Origin of the sequence: Pseudomonas monachiensis (assembly GCF_047345015.1) — a bacterium.
Classification (GTDB): Bacteria; Pseudomonadota; Gammaproteobacteria; order Pseudomonadales; family Pseudomonadaceae; genus Aquipseudomonas; species Aquipseudomonas monachiensis.
Genome location: NZ_CP178857.1, coordinates 4,961,861 through 4,982,613, shown reverse-complemented (window position 1 = coordinate 4,982,613; position 20,753 = coordinate 4,961,861). Strand labels below are relative to the sequence as shown.

The following is a 20,753-nucleotide window of genomic DNA, read 5'->3' as shown; positions in this document are numbered from 1 at the left end:
CAAAGTATTTAAGGAATATCGATCATGGCTGCTAAAGAAGTTCTGTTTGGCGATTCCGCCCGCAAGAAAATGCTCAAAGGCGTCAACGTCCTGGCTGACGCGGTAAAAGCGACCCTGGGCCCGAAAGGCCGTAACGTGATCATCGAGAAGAGCTTCGGCGCTCCGACCATCACCAAGGACGGCGTTTCCGTCGCCAAAGAAATCGAACTCGAAGACCGTTTCGAAAACATGGGCGCGCAGCTGGTCAAAGACGTTGCCTCCCGTGCGAACGATGACGCTGGTGACGGTACTACCACCGCTACCGTTCTGGCTCAGTCGATCGTCAACGAAGGCCTGAAAGCCGTCGCTGCCGGCATGAACCCGATGGATCTGAAGCGCGGCATCGACAAGGCGACCATCGCCATCGTCAAAGAGCTGAAAAACCTGTCCAAGCCATGCGCTGACACCAAGGCAATCGCTCAGGTTGGCACCATCTCGGCCAACTCCGACAACTCCATCGGCGACATCATTGCCGAAGCCATGGAAAAAGTCGGTAAAGAAGGCGTGATCACCGTTGAAGAAGGCACTGGCCTGGAAAACGAACTGTCGGTTGTAGAAGGCATGCAGTTCGACCGTGGCTACCTGTCCCCGTACTTCGTCAACAAGCCGGAAACCATGGTTGCCGAGCTGGACAACCCGCTGGTTCTGCTGGTCGACAAAAAGATCTCGAACATCCGCGAAATGCTGCCAGTGCTGGAAGCCGTTGCCAAAGCCGGTCGTCCACTGCTGATCGTTTCCGAAGACGTTGAAGGCGAAGCCCTGGCGACTCTGGTCGTGAACAACATGCGTGGCATTGTTAAAGTCGCAGCCGTCAAGGCTCCAGGCTTCGGCGACCGCCGCAAGGCCATGCTGCAGGACATCGCCGTTCTGACCGGCGGTACCGTTATCTCCGAAGAGATCGGCCTGAGCCTGGAAGCAGCCACCCTGGAAAACCTGGGCAGCGCCAAGCGCGTGACCATCTCCAAGGAAAACACCATCATCGTTGACGGTGCTGGCGTAGCAGGCGACATCGAGTCCCGCATTGCTCAGATCCGTGCCCAGGTTGCCGAAACCTCCTCGGACTACGACCGTGAAAAACTGCAAGAGCGTCTGGCCAAGCTGTCCGGCGGCGTTGCAGTGATCAAGGTTGGCGCTGGTTCCGAAGTCGAAATGAAAGAGAAGAAAGCCCGCGTTGAAGACGCCCTGCACGCTACCCGTGCAGCCGTTGAAGAAGGCGTGGTACCTGGCGGTGGCGTTGCGCTGATCCGCGCTCTGCAAACCCTGAACGATCTGAAAGGCGACAACGCTGATCAGGACGTAGGTATCGCTGTTCTGCGCCGTGCCGTTGAAGCACCGCTGCGTCAGATCGCTGCCAACAGCGGTGACGAGCCAAGCGTTGTGGTCAACGAAGTCAAGAACGGCAAAGGTAACTTCGGTTACAACGCTGCGACTGGCGAATACGGCGACATGATCGAAATGGGCATCCTGGACCCAACCAAGGTTACCCGTTCGGCTCTGCAAGCTGCATCGTCGATCGGCGGTCTGATCCTGACCACCGAAGCTGCTGTTGCTGATGCACCGAAGAAAGACGGCGGTGCTGGTGGCGGTATGCCAGACATGGGTGGTATGGGCGGCATGGGCGGCATGATGTAAGCCAGCCTTACCCCTGTACGAAAAAACCCCGCCTGCGAAAGCCGGCGGGGTTTTTTATTGCCCGGATTTCAATGTTCACATCGATCCATTGTGGGAGCGGGCTTGCTCGCGAAGGCAGTGTGTCAGTCGACATAGATGCTGAATGACATTCCGCTTTCGCGAGCAAGCCCGCTCCCACAAGGAACTGCATAAATCCTGTGGGAGCGTGGCTTGCCCGCGATGACGTCAGATCAGGCGCCGACAGGTTCTGCGGTGGTCCCGCGTTCAGCCTTCAACGCCGGTCGGTACAGAACGTAGTAATACGACCCCAAACAGATCAGCCAGCAGAACACCGCCGTCCACACGTTGTGCGAGAAGAAGTGTGCGCCCTGCATCATTCGCCCGATGGAGAACACCGAGCCGAGGGCGAAGGCGAAGACAAACGCTGCGCGAGCCATGCGCGGGCGACGGTCACGCAGTACGAAAAACAGGGCAAACAGGGTGAAGCCGGTGGCCGCATGGCCGCCGGGCCAGCAACGCCCCGGTTTTTCGGTGTGCGGGCGAGGGCTCAACAGTTCGCTGTAGGTCTCGTGACCGCCGAATTGCTCGAGGCTCCATGGGCATTGCACCGCGGTCACCGCTTTCATGGGCGTGACAAACGAAGTCGCCAGGCCCAAGGACAGCACCAGGCAACCCAGTTCCCGCTTGAACGGTTTGAGCCTGGCCATGAAGAACGACGCGATGTAGCCGAAGATGGCAAACACCGAGAAGGCGATGACCAGTTGCTTGGCGCGATCGTGGAGGATGTCCTCGAGAAAGTAACTGTGGCGGCCAATGAATTGCCCGGCTACCGGGTCGTAAAACAGTTTGGCCAGGTCCATGTCCAGACTGGTCAATTCGAGCAATACCAGAATGATCGCTGCTACGGCGGGGACTCCAAGGCACACCCGGAAATTGAGCGGACGAGGGGTAGGGCGGGCAAGGGTCGAAACCATGCTAGTTCCTTGATCAGTGAAATGTTCTCAAATGCGCAGCCGCGCGGAGTTTGAACCCGATTCTGTCGCCAGTGTGTGAATCGCGGGTGAAAAACTTGTTAAGGCTGTAGTCGGTCAATTTCCACGCTTTTGCGCTTCACTCAGTCCTAGCCGTGAGCTGAACTTCGCCTTAAGCTGCGCGGGCCACGACGGCCGTTACTGTGGACGGAGAGATACCCATGCGAATTCTATTGGTTGAAGACAACCGCGATATCCTGGCCAACCTGGCCGATTACCTGGGGCTCAAAGGCTATACCGTGGATTGCGCTCAGGATGGTCTGTCGGGCCTGCATCTGGCGGCCACCGAGCACTACGATTTGATCGTACTCGATATCATGCTGCCCGGCATCGATGGCTACACCCTGTGCAAGCGCCTGCGCGAGGATGCCCGCCGCGAAACACCGGTGATCATGCTCACCGCCCGCGATCAGCTGGATGACCGTCTGCAAGGCTTCAAGTCGGGTGCCGATGACTACCTGATAAAACCGTTCGCCCTGTCGGAACTGGCAGCGCGTATCGAGGCGGTCATGCGCCGAACCCAGGGCGGCGGGCGGCGGACCTTGCAGGTCGGCGACCTGAGCTACGACCTCGACACCCTGGAAGTCACTCGCGAAGGCCGGTTGCTGAAACTCAACCCGGTCGGGCTGAAGTTGCTGGCCGTGTTGATGCAGAAAAGCCCTCATGTGTTGCGTCGTGAAATTCTTGAAGAAGCGCTCTGGGGCGACGACTGCCCGGACAGCGACAGCCTGCGCAGTCATGTCCACCAACTGCGCCAGGTGATCGACAAGCCGTTCGCCAAGCCATTGCTGCAAACCGTGCACGGTGTGGGGTATCGCCTGGCCGAGGGCCGTGATGGAGTTTAAGCAGAGCCTTGCCCAACGCATCATCATTGCCTTTGCGCTGATGAGCGCACTGGTGGCGGGCGCCTTTGCCATGGGCATCGTGGCGACCGTACACCTGGTGGAAGAAAAACTGATTTCGGCCGGTCTGGGTGGCGATTTACAGCGCCTGCTGCTGATGGACAATGTCACGGACTGGAGTCATCGTCCCGAACCGGACCAATTGTTCTACTTCAGCAACGGGCCAGGCGATTTCAGGTTGCCCAAGGATTTGCGGCACCTGGAGCCGGGTTTCCACGAAGTGTTCCGTGAAAACCTGTCGTACCACGCCATGGTCGAAATCGTCGACGGCCGACGTTACGTGCTGTTGCAGGACCAGAGCGACTTCGAAGAGCGTGAACGGGTGCTGTTTGCCGTGGTACTGGTGGGATTCGTGCTAAGCCTGGCACTGGCGGTGTTTCTTGGCTGGGTGCTGGCGCGCAAGGTCATGGCGCCGGTGGTGCGGCTGGCCCGCCAGGTACGCCATCGCGATCAACTGCTGGGTTTGGCTCCTCCCTTGGCTCCGGATTATGCCGCCGACGAAGTGGGCGAACTGGCCGTGGCGTTCGATGCCACCCTCGGGCGCTTGCGTCAGGCCCTGACCCGCGAGCGGTTGTTCACCAGCGACGTCAGCCACGAATTGCGTACGCCCCTGATGATCCTGGCCAGTTCCTGCGAGTTGTTGCTGGAAAACCCGGGGCTCGATCAGCGCGGTCGCGCCCAGGTCGAGCGCATTGCCCGGGCCTGTGAAGAAATGCGTGAGCTGGTGCAAACCTTCCTGATGCTCGCCCGTGCCCAGCGCGAAGACGCCAGCATGTCGCCGCAGCAGTCCCTGGGCCAGGTAGCCGAGGGCCTGGTCGGTCTGTGGCGCGAGCCCATTGAAAGCAAAGGGTTGAAGCTGATCTTCGAACCGGGCAACCCCGAGGCCAATGGCTACAATGCGACGCTCCTGCACGCGGTGATGGGTAACTTGCTGCGCAACGCCTTGCACTATACCGAGCGGGGCTTCATTCGCCTGAGCCTGACGGGCACCGGATTTCTGGTCGAAGACAGCGGTGTGGGCATTCCCGAGGAAAAACGCGAGGCGATGTTCGAACCCTTCGTTCGGGGCACTGAAAAGCGCGGGGAAGGCTTGGGCCTGGGGCTTTCACTGGTGCAGCGGATCTGTGAAAACCAGGGTTGGAACGTCAGCCTGACAACCATGGAGCCCAGTGGCTGCCGTTTTCAGGTGGAGCTGTCCCGAACTTGATCTGTTAAGTCAGGCGTCCAGCAAACCCTGTCATTTCCGTAAAACCCTGTAATACTTCAGGGTTTCCCATAACGATATTTTCACAAATGGATGACCAGTCACTGACACTACAAAATCTAAGGTAGCTGCTATCAGAAGTTCAGGAGACCTGATGATGGACGGCCCGATCAAGCTCGATTTCTCGGAAAAGTACGACGATCAACACGCGCAACGCTATTTGCGCAAACACCAGGAAGGTCTCGGCCGTCGATTGTCCCACTGGCGTGACGAACAACTGGCGCGCAAGGCGCTGGCCCTGGTTGGCGAGCCTGGTCTGGTCCTCGATTTGCCTTGTGGTGCAGGGCGTTTCTGGCCCTTGTTGGCGGAAAAATCCAACCGTGTGATCATCGGCGCCGATAACTCGCAGTCCATGCTCAAGATCGCAACCCAGGCGCAACCTGCCGATGTGGTGAAACGGGTACAACCCTTGCACACATCCGCATTCGACATCGCCTTGCCGGATAACGCCGTCGACAGCATCTTTTGCATGCGCTTGCTCCACCACATCGGTGAAGCCGGGCATCGCATGGCTATTTTGCGTGAATTCGAGCGGGTTTCCCGTGACAGCGTGATCCTTTCGCTGTGGGTCGATGGCAACTTCAAGGCCTGGAAACGCAAGCGTTCGGAGAAAACCCGTGGGCAGGAAGGTTACCAAAACCGGTTTGTGTTACCGGCCGCTACCGTAGAGAAGGAATTTGAGCAGGCGGGTTTCCGGATCCAGGAACAACTGGACTTTTTGCCGCTCTATGCCATGTGGCGAGTTTACGTATTACGCAAGAGGTAACAGGATGGCAGTGCAGTGTGCAGCAGAAACGGAAGTCGTTCCCCAGGACCGCTTCGATCATTTCTGGAATCAGCGCGGTGAATGGGTAGAAGAACCCAATGTCCGTCGCGGCGGGGAAAGCGGTGTTCAACGCCTGATGGGCAGTGATGGTCAACTGCTCTACGTCAAGCGCCAGACCGGGCATATCCATCGTAGCTTGCAGCACCCTTTCGGGCGGCCTACGGTACTGCGCGAGCATGCTGCGCTCATCGGTGTGACCGAGCTTGGCGTACGGGTTCCGGAAATCGTTTTCTGTGGCGCACAGCGCGATCCCGTACACAAATGGCGTGCCTTGCTGGTCACCAAGTCGCTGGACGGCTTCGTGGAAATTGATCGCTGGTACGCCGGTGGCGGTCGCGAGCGTCATGGTGAAGTTATAAACGAACGAGTGCTCAAGGACCTGGCTGAAAACCTGGCCCGCATGCACAAGGGCCGCTGGCAGCATGGTTGCCTTTACGACAAGCACGTATTCGTTCGTGTGACCGGTGAGGACGAGATGGCCAGGGTCGAAGTTGCCCTGATCGATCTGGAGAAGTGCCGCAAGCGTTTAACGGCCTATCGCGCAGCAGTCCATGACATCAAGCAATTGCGTCGCCATTCGTCGTTCAGCGACGCAGACTGGAAAAAGCTCATCTACTTTTATGAGACGGCGTTTGGCAGCGCTATCAAGGGTTTATAGCGATGAAACTCGAAATTGCACGAGGTTTGTTTCTGGTAGGAGCCTTGGCAGTTGCATCGATCGCGATGGCAACCTGGGAGCAACCACGCCCCCAGGTTCTCAGCTCGATAAGCGCAGAAGAACATTGTCCGTTGCCACGGGTTGCCAAGGCATCCGTGGCCACTCGACCCGATCATGACTTGTTGCTGTTCATGTTCGGACTCTCTCAGGGATTGAGGCCGCAGAGTTGAACCGATTGAAGCCAAAATGAAAGGCCTCGCTATGCGAGGCCTTTTTTTTATTGTCCTGATTTTCAATACAACAGGAATCAATGTGGGAGCGAGCCTGCAGATACATCTGTTTCAGCGCTTATCGGGTTTGGCCACCAAGGTGTAGACGCAGGGCAACACAAACAGTGTGAACAACGTGCCGATCGACATGCCCGTCGCGATGACCGTGCCGATGTCGAACCGGCTGACCGCGCCAGCACCGCTCGCGATGATCAATGGCACCATGCCGAACACCATCGCCGCGGTGGTCATCAGGACCGGACGCAACCGGATGGCTGCCGCTTCCTCTACCGCTTCGCGCGCTGTCAGGCCCTTGTCCTTGCGTAGCTGGTTGGCGAACTCGACGATCAGGATGCCGTGCTTGCTGATCAGCCCGATCAAGGTCACCAGCCCTACCTGGGTATAGATATTCATGCTCGACCAACCCAGGAACAGCGGAATCAATGCGCCGCAGATAGACAGTGGCACGGTGACCAGGATCACCAGCGGGTCGCGGAAACTTTCGAACTGGGCCGCCAGCACCAGGAAAATGATCGCCAGTGCCAGGGCAAAGGTAACCCACAGGGCGCTGCCCTCCTGTACGTACTGCCTCGATGCGCCAGCGTAGTCGAAGGCAAAGCCGGCGGGTGCCTCTTCCCGGGCGATCTGGCGCACCAGGTCGATGGCTTCCCCCATGCTCACCAGCGGTACGCCGGACAGGATGGCCGAGTTGAGTTGCTGGAACTGGTTCAGCTGTCTCGGTCGAGCGCGGTCGCTGACGGTGATCAGGGTCGACAACGCCAACAGTTCACCCTTGGTGTTCTTCACGTAGTAATTGTTCAGCCAGTCCGGATTGTCACGGAACGGCCGCTCGACCTGGGCAATGACCTTGTAGCTGCGACCCTCAATGGTGAATCGGTTGATCTCGCCTTCGCCGAGCAGGGTCGCCAGGGTTCCCCCCAGATCCTGCATGGAAACCCCCATCTGCGCAGCCTTGGCGCGGTCGATATCCACCACCACTTCCGGTTTGTCGAAGGCCAGGTCAACGTGGACAAACGCAAACTTGCCGGACTCCTTCGCGCGTTTTTTTACCCGGTCGACCACTTGCAGCAGCAATTCGTAATCGTTGGAGGAGTTGATGACGAACTGGAACGGCAAGCCTTCGCCGGTGCCCGGCAGTGACGGCAGGTTGAAGCCGAAAATCTGCAGCCCCGGGATCTTTTCCAGTTTGGCCTGCACCTCGGGCAGGATCGCCATTTGCGTGCGACTGCGATCGTCCCATGGCTTGAGCAGGAAACCGCCGATGCCCGATTGCACGCCGCTGAAACCGTTGATCTGGAACGACGAGTAGTACTCGGGAAACGCCTTGAAAATCGAGACGAACTCGTCGGTGTAGGTGTTCAGGTAGTCGAGGTTGGTCGGCTGCGGGGCGTTGGCAATCATGAAAATGATGCCCTGGTCCTCATCCGGTGCCAGTTCCGATTTGGTGAATTTGAGAAGGACCGGAATCAGGCACAACACGATTACGGCAAACACCAGCACCACAGGCCGGGTGTTGAGGGTGCCGTGAAGCAGGCTCTGGTAGCGGCGCTTGAGGCTTTCGAAAATCATGTCCAGGCGATGGGCCAGGCCGCTGGGGTTCTCGTCGTGACGCAGCAGAAACGCACACATCATCGGCGACAGGGTCAGGGCGACGATACCGGAAATCACCACCGCGCCGGCCAGGGTCAGGGCGAACTCCTTGAACAGCGCCCCGGTCAGGCCGGTCAGGAAACCGATCGGTGCATACACCGCCGCCAGGGTGATGGTCATCGAAACCACCGGCATGGCGATTTCCCGGGCGCCTTCAACGGCAGCCTCGAGCGGTGTCTTGCCTTCCTCGATGTGACGGTGAATGTTTTCCACCACCACGATGGCGTCATCTACCACCAAACCGATGGCCAATACCATCGCCAGCAGGGTGAGCAGGTTGATCGAGTACCCCATCATCTGCATGAAGAACATCACGCCGATCATCGACAGCGGGATGGTCACCACCGGGATCACCACCGAGCGCAGGGCGCCAAGGAACAGGAACACCACCACGATCACGATCAGTACCGCTTCGAACAGGGTCTTCACCACTTCGTCGATCGAGGCCTGGATGAACAGGGTGGCGTCGTAGGCGATTTCACCCTTCAGGTTCGGCGGTAGCTGGGCCTCCAGGTCCGGCATGATCTTGCGCACTTCCTTGATCACTTCCAGAGGGTTAGCGCCGGGCGTCGCCTTGATGCCGATGTACACCGAAGGGGTGCCACCGAACGAGCTGATGGAGTCGTAGTTTTCCGCACCCATTTCCACGCGCGCCACATCCCGCAGCAGCACACGGCTGTCGCCATCGACCTTGAGTGGAATCGTCCCGAAGGCTTCGGCGGACTTGAGTTCGGTATTGGCATTGATGCTGGTGACCACGTATTCGCCCTTCACCTCGCCGGCGGCCGAGAGGAAGTTGTACTGGCGCACCGCGTTGGTCACATCGCTGGCACTGAGGCCGAAACCCGCCAGCTTCATCGGGTCCAGCCACAGGCGCATGGCAAACACCTGGTTACCGAGGATCTCGGCTTCGGCCATGCCGGGCAAGGTCGCCAGCTTGGGCTGGATCACCCGTGACAGGTAATCGGTAATCTGCGGGTTGCTCAACTCCTTGCTGAAGTAGCTGATGTACATCAGCACTGACGCATCGGCAGACTCTTTACTCAGTACCGGGTCTTCAGCGTCCTGGGGCAGCTGGTTCTTGACCTCGTTGGCCTTGGCCAGCAGTTCGGTAAACAGACGGTCGCTGTTGGCGCCGACGCGCGCGTAGATCGAGATCACCGAGAAGTTCTGGCGACTGACCGAGGTCATGTAGTCGATGCCCTCGGCGCTGGCCAGGCTTTGCTGCATCGGTTGGGTGATGTAGCCCTGGATGGTCTCGGCGTTGGCCCCGGGGTAGGCGGTGGTCACCGTGATCAGGGCGTTTTCCATCTGCGGGTATTGGCGTAGCGGCAGCTTGCTCCAGGCCTGGAAGCCCAGCAGCACGATCAACAGGCTGACCACGGTAGCGAGTACCGGACGGCGGATGAACGGGTCGGTAAAAGCCATGGGAATTCCTTGATCAGTCCGCGCGTCGCGGGCTGTTCTGCCCGGTGAGGGTCTTGTCGTCGCTGATGGCAACGCGTGAGCCGTTATCCAGCTTGAGCTGGCCGGCGGTCACTACTTTCTCGCCGCTCTGCACGCCTTTGGTGATCATCACTTGCCCATCACGGCGTTCGCCGGTCTCGACAAAACGCCGTTCGGCGATCAGCACCGGTTGGCCCTTGTCGTCCTTAACCAGGCTGCCATCCTCAGCCTTCTTGGGCACGGCCACATACACGGAGTTGCCGTAGAGCGTGTAAGTAATTGCGCTTTCCGGCACCACGATGCGCGGCTGCGGGTCGGGCAGGAGTACCTGGAGGTTGGCGAACATGCCTGGCATCAACTTGCCGTCAGGGTTGGCCAGAGTGGCGCGGACCTGCACGTTACGGGTGCTGTTCTCGACTTTAGGGTTGATTGCACTGATGGTGCCGGGGTACTCCAGGGTCGGATACGCCGCGACAATGACCTGCACCGGCTGGCCGAGCGCAATCTTCGGCACCGACTGCTCGGGCACGAAAAAGTCGACATACAGGCTACTGAGGTCTTGCAGGGTGGCAATCATGGTGCCGCTGGCCACATAGTCGCCGACGTCCACCTGACGAATGCCGATGGTGCCGCTGAACGGCGCGATGATGCGTTTTTTCTCGAGCGCCGCCTTGAGCTGATTAACCGTGGCCCTGCTCTTTTTCAGGACCGCCGAGAGTCGGTCGAACTCGCCTTTGGAAATCGCCTGGCTGCCCACCAGCTGGCTGCCACGGTTGTAGTCCAGCTGGGCGAGCCCGAGGTCGGCCAGGGCGGTTTCGAGCAGGGCGCTTTCCACGGCGCTGTCGAGCCGGACGATGGGTTGACCGGCCTTGACCTTCTGCCCTGACTCGAACTGGACATCGATAACGGTGCCATCGGTCTCCAGGCTCAGGTCCACGCCCTGCAATGCCTTGAGCGTGCCGACGGTAGGCAGTCGGGCTTGCCATGGGCGCTCGGTGGCGGTGGCCACGGCAACGCTGATAGCCGGTCTGGGTGCAGAGAAGCCTTGAACCATCGTGTAGATCGAGAAGGCTTTGTACGCAGCCAGGACCAGCACAATCAGCAGAACAACACCCAACATGATCAGCATGCGGCGACGCAGCATATTCCAGTTCCTTGGAGAAAATCAGGCGAGACAGTGGGGCACATTACCGGGAGTGTAGAGGGTAATCCAACTGCCGTTTTTACAGGTTGCGAGGTATTAGAGGGGTGAAAGCCTGAAAAGATTCGTCGCCTCGGGTCGCGCCTGCGGGGTGGACGTCATCCCGATACAGGCGCGGCCCAAGGCGGCGATTTTTTTCAATGATTCAGGCCATCAGGTGCAGATGGTTGTCCCAGAGCCCTGTGGGCAGCTCCAGTGGTTTTGCGACGAGGTTTGTCTGGCGGCAGTCGTAGTAGCGGCAGCGCCCCTGGCCCGAGGTCACGACAAAACCATCGGCCACGGCGCCGACCCCGGCGCAATCGGGCAGTGGCGCGTCCAGGCGTACTTCAGCACTGTCCAGGTCCCAGATGAAAAAGCGGTTGCCCCGCGGTGCGGTCAACGCCACCAGGCGCAAGTCGCTGTGTACCGCGACGCTGGCGGTGTAGTGCCCCATGGCCTGCAACTGGTGCTCGGGCACCGGGAACGCGACGAAAGGCTGGCCGGGACGCTTGATCGCCAGCAACTCCGACGACTCGTGGGCCGCGCCCATGAACTGCTGGCTGGCGACGATGGTGCCGTCGCTGGCGACGGCCAGATGGCGCACGCTGTTCATCTGCTGAGCGAGGGTTTCCTTGCTCAGCAGGGCGCCGTCGCGGTGCATCAGGACCAGGCTCGGTTCCATGGCGTTGAGGTTCATCTCCACCCGGCTTTCGGCCTCGGTGCGAATCCCGCCGTTGGCCACCACCAGGGTTTCGCCATCGGGCATCCACGACACTTGGTGCGGACCGAGGCCGTGGGTGGAAATCTCACCGCTGTGCACCAGCCGCTCGCCTTCGAACTTATACACGCCGAGCAGGCCGCGACCCGGATCGGTGGTGTCGTTTTCGGTGGCGTACAGCCAGTCGCCGCTGTGGTGAATGACCGCGTGCCCGTAGAAGTGCCGGTTCGGCTGTGACACCACGGTTTGCAGGAGCGCGCCGTCGCGCAGGTCGACCAGGTAGCTCTCGGTGCCTGGACGGCGAGCGACGAACAGTGCAATCGGCAATGTCGGGTGGTTGATGATGTCGTGGCAACGCTGGCCGACCCGGGTGGCGAACACCTGGGTGCCATCGAGCCGATAACCGACGGCGTAATGCTGGCCGTCGGTATCGTCCCGTGCCGAAAGCAACAGCGGACTCTTGTCCTTTTGCTTGAACAGCTTCCAGCCGCCCAGCGTCACTGCACCGAGCAGCAAACTACCTAATGTCAGAACCTGGCGTCGCAGCATGGAACCGGCCCTCATCAGTCACCGTCGTTGGCGTTGAAGCCCAGCTGGATGCCCAATGCCTTGGCCAGATCGGCCTCGTGCAGGCGATGGACGACGTTGAGGCTGTCATACAGCTCGTTGAGTTGTTGGCGGCCGGCCTCGTCATTGAGCATGTCGGTCAGCGAGCGCTGGTTGCCGGCAAACAGTTTCAGCGAGGCGGCATAGGCTGCGTCGATCTTGTCGGCCAACGGTTTCTGCTCGCTCGGCAACAGGCCGCGCAGGCCTTTGTTGTCCACACCCTCCCAGACCGTTTTGGCCGCCGCGAGGCTGGCTTCGAGACTGGTCAGGGATGCCTGGCTGCGCCATGCGTCGGCCTGGAACGGTTGCGGCACACCCTTGCTCTGGCGGCCCATCGGCGTGCCGAGCTTTTTCTTCAGGGTGTCGATGGCGGTGACTTGCACGCGCAGCAGATCGGCGATCGCTTCGTGGGAGTCCGCGTAACGCTGATTCGGGAATTTGCTCATTTGCGCGAGCATGCCGTCGGTGTTGTTCCAGGATTGCAGAATCTCCTCGGCCAATTGCTTCTGGCGTTCGCCGATGGCGATCAGCAGCGGGCAGTATTTGCTCTTCTGCTCGGCGTTGGCCACGTCAGGCTTGCTGTCGAACAGAATGTATTCGTAGGCCGAGAGCCCCTGTACCACAACGCTGGACTTGGCCAGGGCGACGGCATCGATTTGCGGCTGGGCGGTGATCAGTTGCTCGACCTGACGGCCGACCAGGTTTTTCTTGTCTGGCCAGAACTGCACCTGCCACGAACGGTTGCCTTCGGCCAATGGCCCGATCAGCAGCGGTTGCAACTCGGCCCAGGCTTTTTGCGCATGCAGGAAATCGGCACGGGCGGTTTCCAGGGTTTCCTTGCCTTCGCAGTAGGCGAGGGCGCTGACCGCCAATTGACGGTCGGCTTCAACCCAGCGAGTGTAGGTCGGCAGGATCACCGACTTGGCGATGGCCGCCGACGTGACCGCTTGCGGGTCTTGTGGCGAGCAGGCGCCCAGGGCGAGGGCGGCAAGGCTGGTGAACAACAGTTTGGGACGGAACATGTCGGGCTCCCGCGGGTGGAATGCGTGTTAAAGGGAATTCAGGAACGCCAGCAACGCAGCGCGTTGCTCGGCATTGAAAGACAAAACCTGTTGCTGCGCCGCTGTTGCCTCGCCGCCATGCCAGAGCACGGCTTCGAGCAGGTTGCGGGCGCGGCCGTCGTGCAGGAACTGGGTGTGGCCGCTGACCGTCTGTGTCAGGCCGATGCCCCACAACGGCGGGGTACGCCATTGGCGGCCGCTGGCCTGGAACTCGGTACGGTTGTCGGCCAGGCCGTCGCCCATGTCATGCAACAGCAGATCGCTGTACGGGCGAATCACTTGATTGGCCAGTTCAGGTTCGGCGGCGTTGGCGGCGGTGGTGTATTTCGGTGTGTGACAGGACTGGCAACCGGCCTGATAGAACAAAGTCTTGCCGGCCAGCACTTCTGGCGCGTTGACGTCGCGGCGCGCCGGTACGGCGAGGTTTCGGCTGTAGAACAGCACCAGGCGCAGGATGTTGTCGCTGACTTCCGGCTCGCCATTGGGGCCGTTGCCATTGGGGGCCTGTTTGCAGGCTGTTTGCGCGTCCGTGCAGTCATCAATGGGTCTGAGGCTGGTCGTGAGCCCCATATCACCGGAAAACGCGTGGACATTCTGCTGATTGAGGTTCGGTTGTCCGGCTTTCCAGCCAAATCGCCCCAGGACGGTCTTCTGCTGGGCGTCATCCCAGACCCGGTTCGGTTGTCCGCTGATGCCTTTGTTCGCCTTGGCCTGTGCCTCGGCGTTGGCCAGGATTGCCTCGTCGGGGATCGCTTCGAGCAGGCCCAGGCCAATCATCGGCGGTGCCACGCGGGCCGAGAAGCGGGTGTCGGGGTGCATCGGGCCGTAGCCCAGTTGGGTGATGTTCAGGCTCGGTTTGCGCAACTCGACTTCAGTGCCGTCCTTGAAGCGAACCGGCACGGCGGTGTAATCGACCCGCACTTTGCCTTCGGGGGCTACGCCGGGGACGGACATGTCCTGGAACTGGCCGCCGTAGACGGGCTCCGGCACCACGCCGAGCTGTTCGATGACCCTGGCATACGCCGGGGCGTCGGGAATCGACAGCCGTACCAGCATCGACACGGCGTTCACATCGTCGGGAGTCGGCGGATGGCCGCGGCCGTCCTTGATGTGGCAGCCCTGGCAGGCATTGGTGTTGAACAGTGGACCGAGGCCATCGCGAGCGGTCGTCGTCGACGGGGCGATTACCCAGGGGCTGCGGAAGAAGCTGTTGCCGACACTGAAGTCCACGCGCCGAGACGGCGGCAGATTCGCCGAAGGCATGGAAAACGCGTTCTGATCGGTCTTGCGCACCGTTGCATTGCCGCCGGAGCGGGCTTCACCGGGTTCGGCCTGGGTGAATTTCGGGGCGTCATCGCAGGCACTCAGGCCCAGGGCCAGAAACAGTGCGGACAAGCGAAGAGGCAGCGAGGGCATCAGACATCCTGCAAGACGAGCAAAACAAGGGCGCAAAGTCTAACAGGGGATGGGAATTTGAATAAGAGGAATTATCGTTTGCTTGATGTGGGACAGGTAATTTGGCTTACCCACAATGGACGGTGTAGGGCAGGTATGAAAAAGGCGACCCGAAGGTCGCCTTATTCACTCAGCCAGCATTGATCAGAATTCGTGATCAGCGTTGTCCGGGTTCAGGTCGTTGATGCCCAGTTTGCCAGCGGCGGCTTCGATCGAACCGGTCTGCTTGACCAGGGACGCGATGGCGTCACGGACGATCTGGTTGCCCGCGGTGTTGCCGGCAGCGATCAACTGGTCGTAGTGCTCACCCTTGTTGGCGTGGTCGACCATGACCTGAAGCTTGGCTTCGGTGGCGGCCAGGTCGTCTTTGAGCGCGGTGTCGGCAGCCGGATCGGCCTTGGCCACCAGGGACGACAGGCTGGCGCCGGTCATTTTGGTGCCGTCGACGCGAGTGTATTCACCCAGGTACACGTTACGAATGCCCTTGGCATCGTAGAAGTGCGAGTTGTGGGTGTTGTCGCTGAAGCAATCCTGTTCGTCTTCCGGGGAGTTGGCTTCCAGGGAAACCTTCATGCGCTCGCCCGCCAGTTCACCCAGGGACAGACTGCCCATGCCGAACAGCATTTTACGCAGGCCGGTTTCAGCCGGTTCCGCTTCCAGGGTGGCGCGGTAGTTGTCGGCCACGTTCGGCTTCCAGTTACCGACCATTTCTTCCAGGTCGCTGACCAGCAACTGAGTCACGGACTTCAGGTAGGCACGACGACGATCGTTGTGACCGCCGGTAGCGCCTTTGCCTTCCAGGTAGTCCGAAGCCGGACGGTTGCCGGCGCCAGGGCCGGTGCCGTTCAGGTCCTGGCCCCAGAGCAGGAATTCGATGGCGTGGTAGCCGGTGGCGACGTTGGCCTCGGAACCGCCCAGCTCGTTCAGGCTGGCGAGTTTTGCCGGGGTGATGTCTTTGACATCGACCTTGTCTTCGCCGATCTGCACTTCAGTGTTGGCGATGATGTTGGCAGTGGCACCCGGGTTGCCCAGAGCGTGTTCGTAGGATTTGTCGACGTAGTCGATCAGGCCTTCGTCCAGCGGCCAGGCGTTCAGTTGACCTTCCCAGTCGTCAACGATGGTGTTGCCGAAGCGGAACACTTCGCTCTGCAGGTAAGGCACGCGAGCGGCAACCCAGGCAGCCTTGGCGGCTTTCAGGGTGTCGGCGTTCGGCTTGGCGAGGAAAGCGTCTACGGCGGTTTGCAGGGTCTTCGCGGTGGATTCGGCATCGCTGTAAACGGCGAAAACGATGTCGGCGTAATGGGCGACAACGGCCTTGGCGGCAGCTTCGTCGACTTTACCGGCAGCAGCAGGCGCAGCGGCTGGAGCAGCCGGGGCAGCCGCAGTGCTGGCAGCTGGCGCGGCAGCTTTTTCTTGGTCTTTACCTTCGCCGCAACCGGCGAGGGAAATAGCGATGGCCAACAGACTGGCGGTAGCCAGAGGCATACGAATCATGGCGAACATCCTGCTTCGATAGGGGTGGAGTCGTGCTATGCACACGCAAAACTGCGACATAATGCAAATCTTTCGCATTATCTGTAAAGGGTTGTACCTGTAAATATTTCTTATTCAGCGGGTGGTTTGCTGCAAATCAAAGGATCGCCCGAGCGAGCGAGGGTCGCCGTGCGGTTTTTGACGATTCAGAGGATGGCCGCATTACTGCGTTGGGCCTGCTTGAGGTAAACGCCCAGTTCCCGTGCCGGCAAAGGCTTGCTGTAGTGATAGCCCTGACCTTCGTGGCAGCCTTCGGAAATGATATAGGCCTCTTGCTCGGCGGTTTCCACGCCTTCGGCAATCACCTGCATGCCCAGGCTCTTGCCCAACTGGATGATGGCGCGAACGATGGTCGCATCGTCGTCGTCATCGAGCAGGTCCTGGACGAAGCTCTTGTCGATCTTGATCTTGTCCAGAGGCAGGCTCTTGAGATAGCTCAAGGACGAATAGCCGGTTCCGAAGTCGTCGATGGCGATCAGCGCGCCAGAGCGGCGCAGGCTGAGCAAGTGCTGGGCCGCGGTGCTGATGTCTTCCATCAGGCCGGTTTCGGTGACTTCCAGTTCCAGGCTGCGCGGTGGCAGGCGGTACATCTGCAGCAGGTTGTTGACCACCCGTGGCAGTTCGGCGTGGTGCAATTGAACCGTAGACAGGTTTACCGCCATGCGCAGGTCGGAGAAGCCCTGGTCATGCCACTCGCGCAGTTGTTTGCAGGCCTGGTCCAGCACCCATTCGCCGATGGCAATGATGGTGCCGTTCTGTTCGGCCAGTGGGATGAACAGATCCGGCGGCACCAGACCGTGCTCGGGATGTTGCCAGCGAATCAGTGCTTCGACGCCCACCACGCGGTTGTCGCGGTAGCTGATCTGCGGCTGGTAGACGAGGTAGAACTGATTGCGGATCAACGCATCGCGCAGGTCTTTTTCCAGCTCGCGGCGACGACGCATTTCGGTGTCGACGCTGGCGATATAGAACTGATAGCGGTTGCGCGAACGGGTCTTGGCCAGCGTCATGGTCTGCTCGGCCTTTTGCAGCAGTTTCTCGGTGCTGTCACCGTCCTCGGGGAACAGGGTGATGCCGATGGTGGCGCGCAGGCGGATTTCCTGATGGTCGAGGGCAAACGCCGCTTCCAGGTCATCGAGAATGCTTTGCGCCAGCTCGGCGGCTTCGTAGGGCTGCTCGATGTCGGCCTGGACCAGGGCGAACTGGTCGCCACCGAGGCGGGCGAGGGCGCCCAGGCGACCACTATGACCGCGCAGGCGATCGGCCAGGGCCAGCAGCAATTGGTCGCCTGTCTGGTAGCTGAATTGCTCGTTGATGCCCTTGAAGTCATCGAGGCCGACACACAACACGGCGACCCGGCGTTGCAATTTGCCGGCGTCGACGAGGATCTTGTCCAGTTGCTGCTGCAATTGCTGCCGGTTCGGCAGCCCCGTCAGGAAATCGTACTGGGACATGCGCACCAGGCTGTTTTCCGCTTCGTGGCGCAGATGGGTATTGCGTTCGATGGACTCGAGCAACTGGTTGGCGGTGTTGATCCAGATGCCCAGTTCGTTGTTCTCGTGCCCCTTGAGCTGCGGAATCTTGTGTTCGCTGGGACGATCCGGATTGATTTCCGTGAGGTGCTCGATGATCCGCGACAGCGGCTTGGTCAGCAGCCAGTGGTAGACCAGGTACAACACCAACCCCATGGCGAGTGCGCGCAGGACGCCGGAGATGAATATGATCACCGAGCTGACAATGAACCCTTGGCCGTAGTTGGCGGTATCGAGGGTGATGCTCAGGTCGCCGTAATACTCGCTGTAGGGCCCGCGGCCGACCAGTTGGGTGGTGAAGGTGCGTTCCTTGCCAAGAATCAGGTCGGTGAGCCAGCGACTGTTGGAGTGCTGCAATTCGCGGGTTTTTTGCGCGAGCATGGCTTCGTTGGGATGACCGATGGAGGCCTTGCGCACGGCTTCGTCCTGAAACAGGCCTTCGATCACCTGCATGCCCATTTCCCGGTCCAGGCTGTAGACGGCCTGGGTCGAGGGATCGCGAAACATGTCGAGGATCCGTTCGGCATCGCTGGCGACGGCCTGGCGTGTTTTATAGGCATCGAACACAATCTGCGCGCAGCTCAAGACCACGCCGACGATCAATGCCGACAGGAGCACGACCCGGAGCAACTTCACCGACAAGCTGTTCTTGAGTTCCAGCTTCAAAGGGTTATTCCTTGTTCCGTGCGGGTAGCATCAAGTTGCCATGAGTATTGGCAATCCCGTGATGGCAGTCAAAGGGACAATCATCCTTGGGGGATTTTGCCTGCAGCTTGGCCGATTTGCAGTTGTACTGGCGAGTTAGCCTATTAGCACTGTGTCGGTTGTCGAGTCCTTCAACTTGAGGGGCGGGGTGGAGATTTTTTCCTTCTATTTGATGTTAGTCGTCCGCGGCGGGGGAGCAAGGGCTGGACGGCTTGTTTCATCGTCGGAAAACGCCTTGGATTCTGTAGGTTGTTTTGGAGTTTTAACGGAGTACATATCCATTTCTTCGGTAACGGCGGCTTATGGTTTCGCCCTTACGGCGAGTCCCTTTGGCAAACGCCGGAGTGCCGGCCCAGCCCAAAGGAACCAAAGGTCTCGCCCCTTACGTACGGCCCCTCGCTTAGGCTCGGGGTTCCTTCGCTGCGGCATTCATCCGGGGGCATCGCCCTCCGGTTGGCTTCGCTGGCACCTACATGCGATGTGTTCGACTGCGTCGAACGGCGCTGCGCGCCCATCCCCGGATGAACACCTCCACTCAGCCTGCCGAGGGGGCGGGTGGATCAAGATCAAGAGCTGCAGGCGAGCTAACGCTCGGCCTGATGAGTGGTGAAAAAGCGGCGCGGTGTGGGCTGCTCTGCTTTTGCTCTTCTGTGGGAGCGGCGGTGCGGCGATCCGACTTGCCCGCGAAGGCGGCCTGATGGCCGACCTGGTTTTTGCAGATGTCCCCAATCCCTGTGGGAGCTGGCTCCGCGTTACGTTTTTGCGAGTTAGTGCGGTGTAGGAAAGCGCCAGAAGTTTCCCACGCAGTTTTCAGGTTGCCCGTCGGAAGCGGACTCAATAGCCTCTGACTGTCGCTGAAAACTCAGCGATCGGGTGTGAGAACCCGGCAAGTCATAGTCATCCAGTGCCAGTATCCGCATAATTGCCGCCAGCTTATCCGCTGTCTGTAAATGCGTTATGGCGGCTGTGTGCGGGCAGACTTTTGTCTGGCCGGGTGCCTATGACCGGTTTTCTCACCTCGCACATAGCTGCCACCTCTTTGCCGTGTGAGAACGGCAATGGGTGGCACCCACCGCATAGGAATATTTCAGTGGATAAGTTAATCCCCGATCCGCCCTTAAATACAGCCAAACCCTACACCCCCAACACCATGTTCATGATCGTCCCGGACATGGATACCGAATCCCTGCTGGCCCACGCTTGTGAGTCATTGGCTTCGGCCAACGTCATGGCGAGTGATTTCGCCACCTTCCTGACCGGCCCTCAGCGCAACACGGCATTGGCCATTGCGCAGATCATCATGCTGGCGGAACTGGCGGTGAATCGTGCGTTGGATAACGTCGATCCGCAGGGATAGGTATTCAGTCAGGTTGACCGCGTCATCGTTCATCGCGAGCCTGCTCGCGAAGGGGCCCTGCCGAACGCTGAAAATCCCGGGCAATAAAAAACCCGGCTAAAAAGCCGGGTTTTTTGACTGGCGTCGAGCTTAAGCGGTGAAGGTTTTGCCTTCGAACTGCTCGGCCACGAACTTCCAGTTGACCAGGTTCCAGAACGCTTCGACGTACTTCGGACGCAGGTTGCGGTAGTCGATGTAGTAAGCGTGTTCCCAGACGTCGCAGGTCAGCAGCGGGGTGTCGCCGTTGGTCAGCGGGTTGCCGGCGCCGATGGTGCTGGCCAGGGCCAGGGAACCGTCAGCCTTCTTCACCAGCCAGCCCCAACCGGAACCGAAGGTGCCGATGGAAGTCTTGCTGAACTCTTCCTTGAACTTGTCGAACGAACCGAAGGCCGCGTTGATGGCTTCAGCCAGAGCGCCGGTTGGTTGACCGCCAGCGTTTGGCGCCAGGCAGTTCCAGTAGAAAGTGTGGTTCCAGACCTGAGCGGCGTTGTTGAAGATACCGCCCGAGGAAGTCTTGACGATTTCTTCCAGGGTCTTGCCTTCGAACTCGGTGCCTGGCACCAGGTTGTTCAGGTTCACGACGTAGGTGTTGTGGTGCTTGTCGTGGTGGAACTCCAGGGTTTCCTTGGAGATGTGCGGCTGCAGGGCATCGTGTGCGTACGGCAGTGGCGGCAATTCGAAAGCCATGATGATTCTCCTAGTCAGGTCAGTTGCGGTGAGCGCAAGGCCGATCACGGGCGGCCAGACAAGCGCCGGGGAGTTTGTACTCTTTGCGGCGCAGGGAGTCGGATCATAGCACCGGGGGGGCGGCATAACCACGCAACAACTG

General features: G+C 59.9%; 16 protein-coding genes. 7 read left to right on the top strand and 9 right to left on the bottom strand.

Going from position 1 to position 20,753, the window contains the following annotated elements:
- The first annotated feature begins 24 nt into the window (after positions 1-24).
- Positions 25-1,671 carry a chaperonin GroEL gene (gene groL / locus ACMDB8_RS22275; RefSeq protein ID WP_008053540.1) on the top strand — a complete coding sequence of 549 codons (1,647 nt, stop codon included), beginning with the start codon at positions 25-27 and terminating at the stop codon, positions 1,669-1,671.
- Between the two features lie 230 nt (positions 1,672-1,901).
- Here the strand turns inward: groL and ACMDB8_RS22270 are convergent, their stop codons facing one another.
- Complete coding sequence (locus tag ACMDB8_RS22270; RefSeq protein ID WP_056726127.1) at positions 1,902-2,645, bottom strand: phosphatase PAP2 family protein; 744 nt, start codon at positions 2,643-2,645, stop codon at positions 1,902-1,904.
- A gap of 218 nt (positions 2,646-2,863) precedes the next feature.
- On the opposite strand from ACMDB8_RS22270, the gene colR reads away from it, so the two are divergent.
- The 5 genes from colR to ACMDB8_RS22245 all read left to right on the top strand — a co-directional run bounded on the left by colR (position 2,864) and on the right by ACMDB8_RS22245 (position 6,582).
- A complete protein-coding gene (gene colR, locus ACMDB8_RS22265; RefSeq protein WP_007985839.1) occupies positions 2,864-3,547 on the top strand; it encodes a two-component system response regulator ColR in 684 nt (227 codons plus the stop codon).
- On the top strand, positions 3,537-4,811 hold the full coding sequence (locus ACMDB8_RS22260) for a sensor histidine kinase (protein ID WP_223541154.1): 1,275 nt from the start codon (positions 3,537-3,539) through the stop codon (positions 4,809-4,811). The genes colR and ACMDB8_RS22260 overlap by 11 nt, the downstream gene beginning before the upstream one ends.
- 154 nt (positions 4,812-4,965) lie before the next feature.
- Positions 4,966-5,634, top strand: a complete 669-nt coding sequence (locus ACMDB8_RS22255; RefSeq protein ID WP_056726125.1) for a class I SAM-dependent methyltransferase — start codon at positions 4,966-4,968, stop codon at positions 5,632-5,634.
- 4 nt (positions 5,635-5,638) lie between these two features.
- A complete protein-coding gene (locus tag ACMDB8_RS22250) occupies positions 5,639-6,352 on the top strand; it encodes a lipopolysaccharide kinase InaA family protein (protein WP_056726124.1) in 714 nt (237 codons plus the stop codon).
- Positions 6,353-6,354: 2 nt separating this feature from the next.
- Positions 6,355-6,582, top strand: coding sequence for a hypothetical protein (locus tag ACMDB8_RS22245; protein ID WP_015096670.1), 228 nt, complete (start codon positions 6,355-6,357; stop codon positions 6,580-6,582).
- 111 nt (positions 6,583-6,693) lie between these two features.
- Here ACMDB8_RS22245 and ACMDB8_RS22240 read toward each other — a convergent pair whose 3' ends face one another.
- The 7 genes from ACMDB8_RS22240 to ACMDB8_RS22210 all read right to left on the bottom strand — a co-directional run bounded on the left by ACMDB8_RS22240 (position 6,694) and on the right by ACMDB8_RS22210 (position 18,489).
- Positions 6,694-9,720: a multidrug efflux RND transporter permease subunit gene (locus ACMDB8_RS22240; protein WP_409078392.1), complete on the bottom strand. Its 3,027-nt coding sequence runs from the start codon at positions 9,718-9,720 to the stop codon at positions 6,694-6,696.
- A gap of 13 nt (positions 9,721-9,733) precedes the next feature.
- Positions 9,734-10,882 (bottom strand): efflux RND transporter periplasmic adaptor subunit, encoded by a 1,149-nt coding sequence (locus tag ACMDB8_RS22235; protein ID WP_056726122.1) that lies wholly within the window; start codon positions 10,880-10,882, stop codon positions 9,734-9,736.
- 202 nt (positions 10,883-11,084) lie between these two features.
- Positions 11,085-12,185, bottom strand: coding sequence for a DUF1513 domain-containing protein (locus tag ACMDB8_RS22230; RefSeq protein ID WP_409078391.1), 1,101 nt, complete (start codon positions 12,183-12,185; stop codon positions 11,085-11,087).
- 14 nt (positions 12,186-12,199) lie between these two features.
- Positions 12,200-13,264, bottom strand: a complete 1,065-nt coding sequence (locus tag ACMDB8_RS22225; protein WP_409078390.1) for an imelysin family protein — start codon at positions 13,262-13,264, stop codon at positions 12,200-12,202.
- Positions 13,265-13,291: 27 nt separating this feature from the next.
- Positions 13,292-14,719 (bottom strand): di-heme oxidoredictase family protein, encoded by a 1,428-nt coding sequence (locus tag ACMDB8_RS22220; protein WP_409078389.1) that lies wholly within the window; start codon positions 14,717-14,719, stop codon positions 13,292-13,294.
- Positions 14,720-14,902: 183 nt separating this feature from the next.
- Positions 14,903-16,252, bottom strand: a complete 1,350-nt coding sequence (locus ACMDB8_RS22215) for an imelysin family protein (protein ID WP_056726119.1) — start codon at positions 16,250-16,252, stop codon at positions 14,903-14,905.
- A 185-nt stretch (positions 16,253-16,437) separates the two neighbouring features.
- Positions 16,438-18,489, bottom strand: a complete 2,052-nt coding sequence (locus ACMDB8_RS22210; protein WP_056726118.1) for a putative bifunctional diguanylate cyclase/phosphodiesterase — start codon at positions 18,487-18,489, stop codon at positions 16,438-16,440.
- Positions 18,490-19,618: 1,129 nt separating this feature from the next.
- Between ACMDB8_RS22210 and ACMDB8_RS22205 the strand changes: the two genes are divergently transcribed.
- Positions 19,619-19,885 (top strand): DUF6124 family protein, encoded by a 267-nt coding sequence (locus tag ACMDB8_RS22205; RefSeq protein ID WP_056726117.1) that lies wholly within the window; start codon positions 19,619-19,621, stop codon positions 19,883-19,885.
- A 129-nt stretch (positions 19,886-20,014) separates the two neighbouring features.
- On the opposite strand, the gene ACMDB8_RS22200 is transcribed toward ACMDB8_RS22205, so the two are convergent.
- Entirely contained in the window at positions 20,015-20,611 is a 597-nt protein-coding gene (locus ACMDB8_RS22200; RefSeq protein WP_008022038.1) for a superoxide dismutase, read from the bottom strand.
- Between the last annotated feature and the right edge of the window lie 142 nt (positions 20,612-20,753).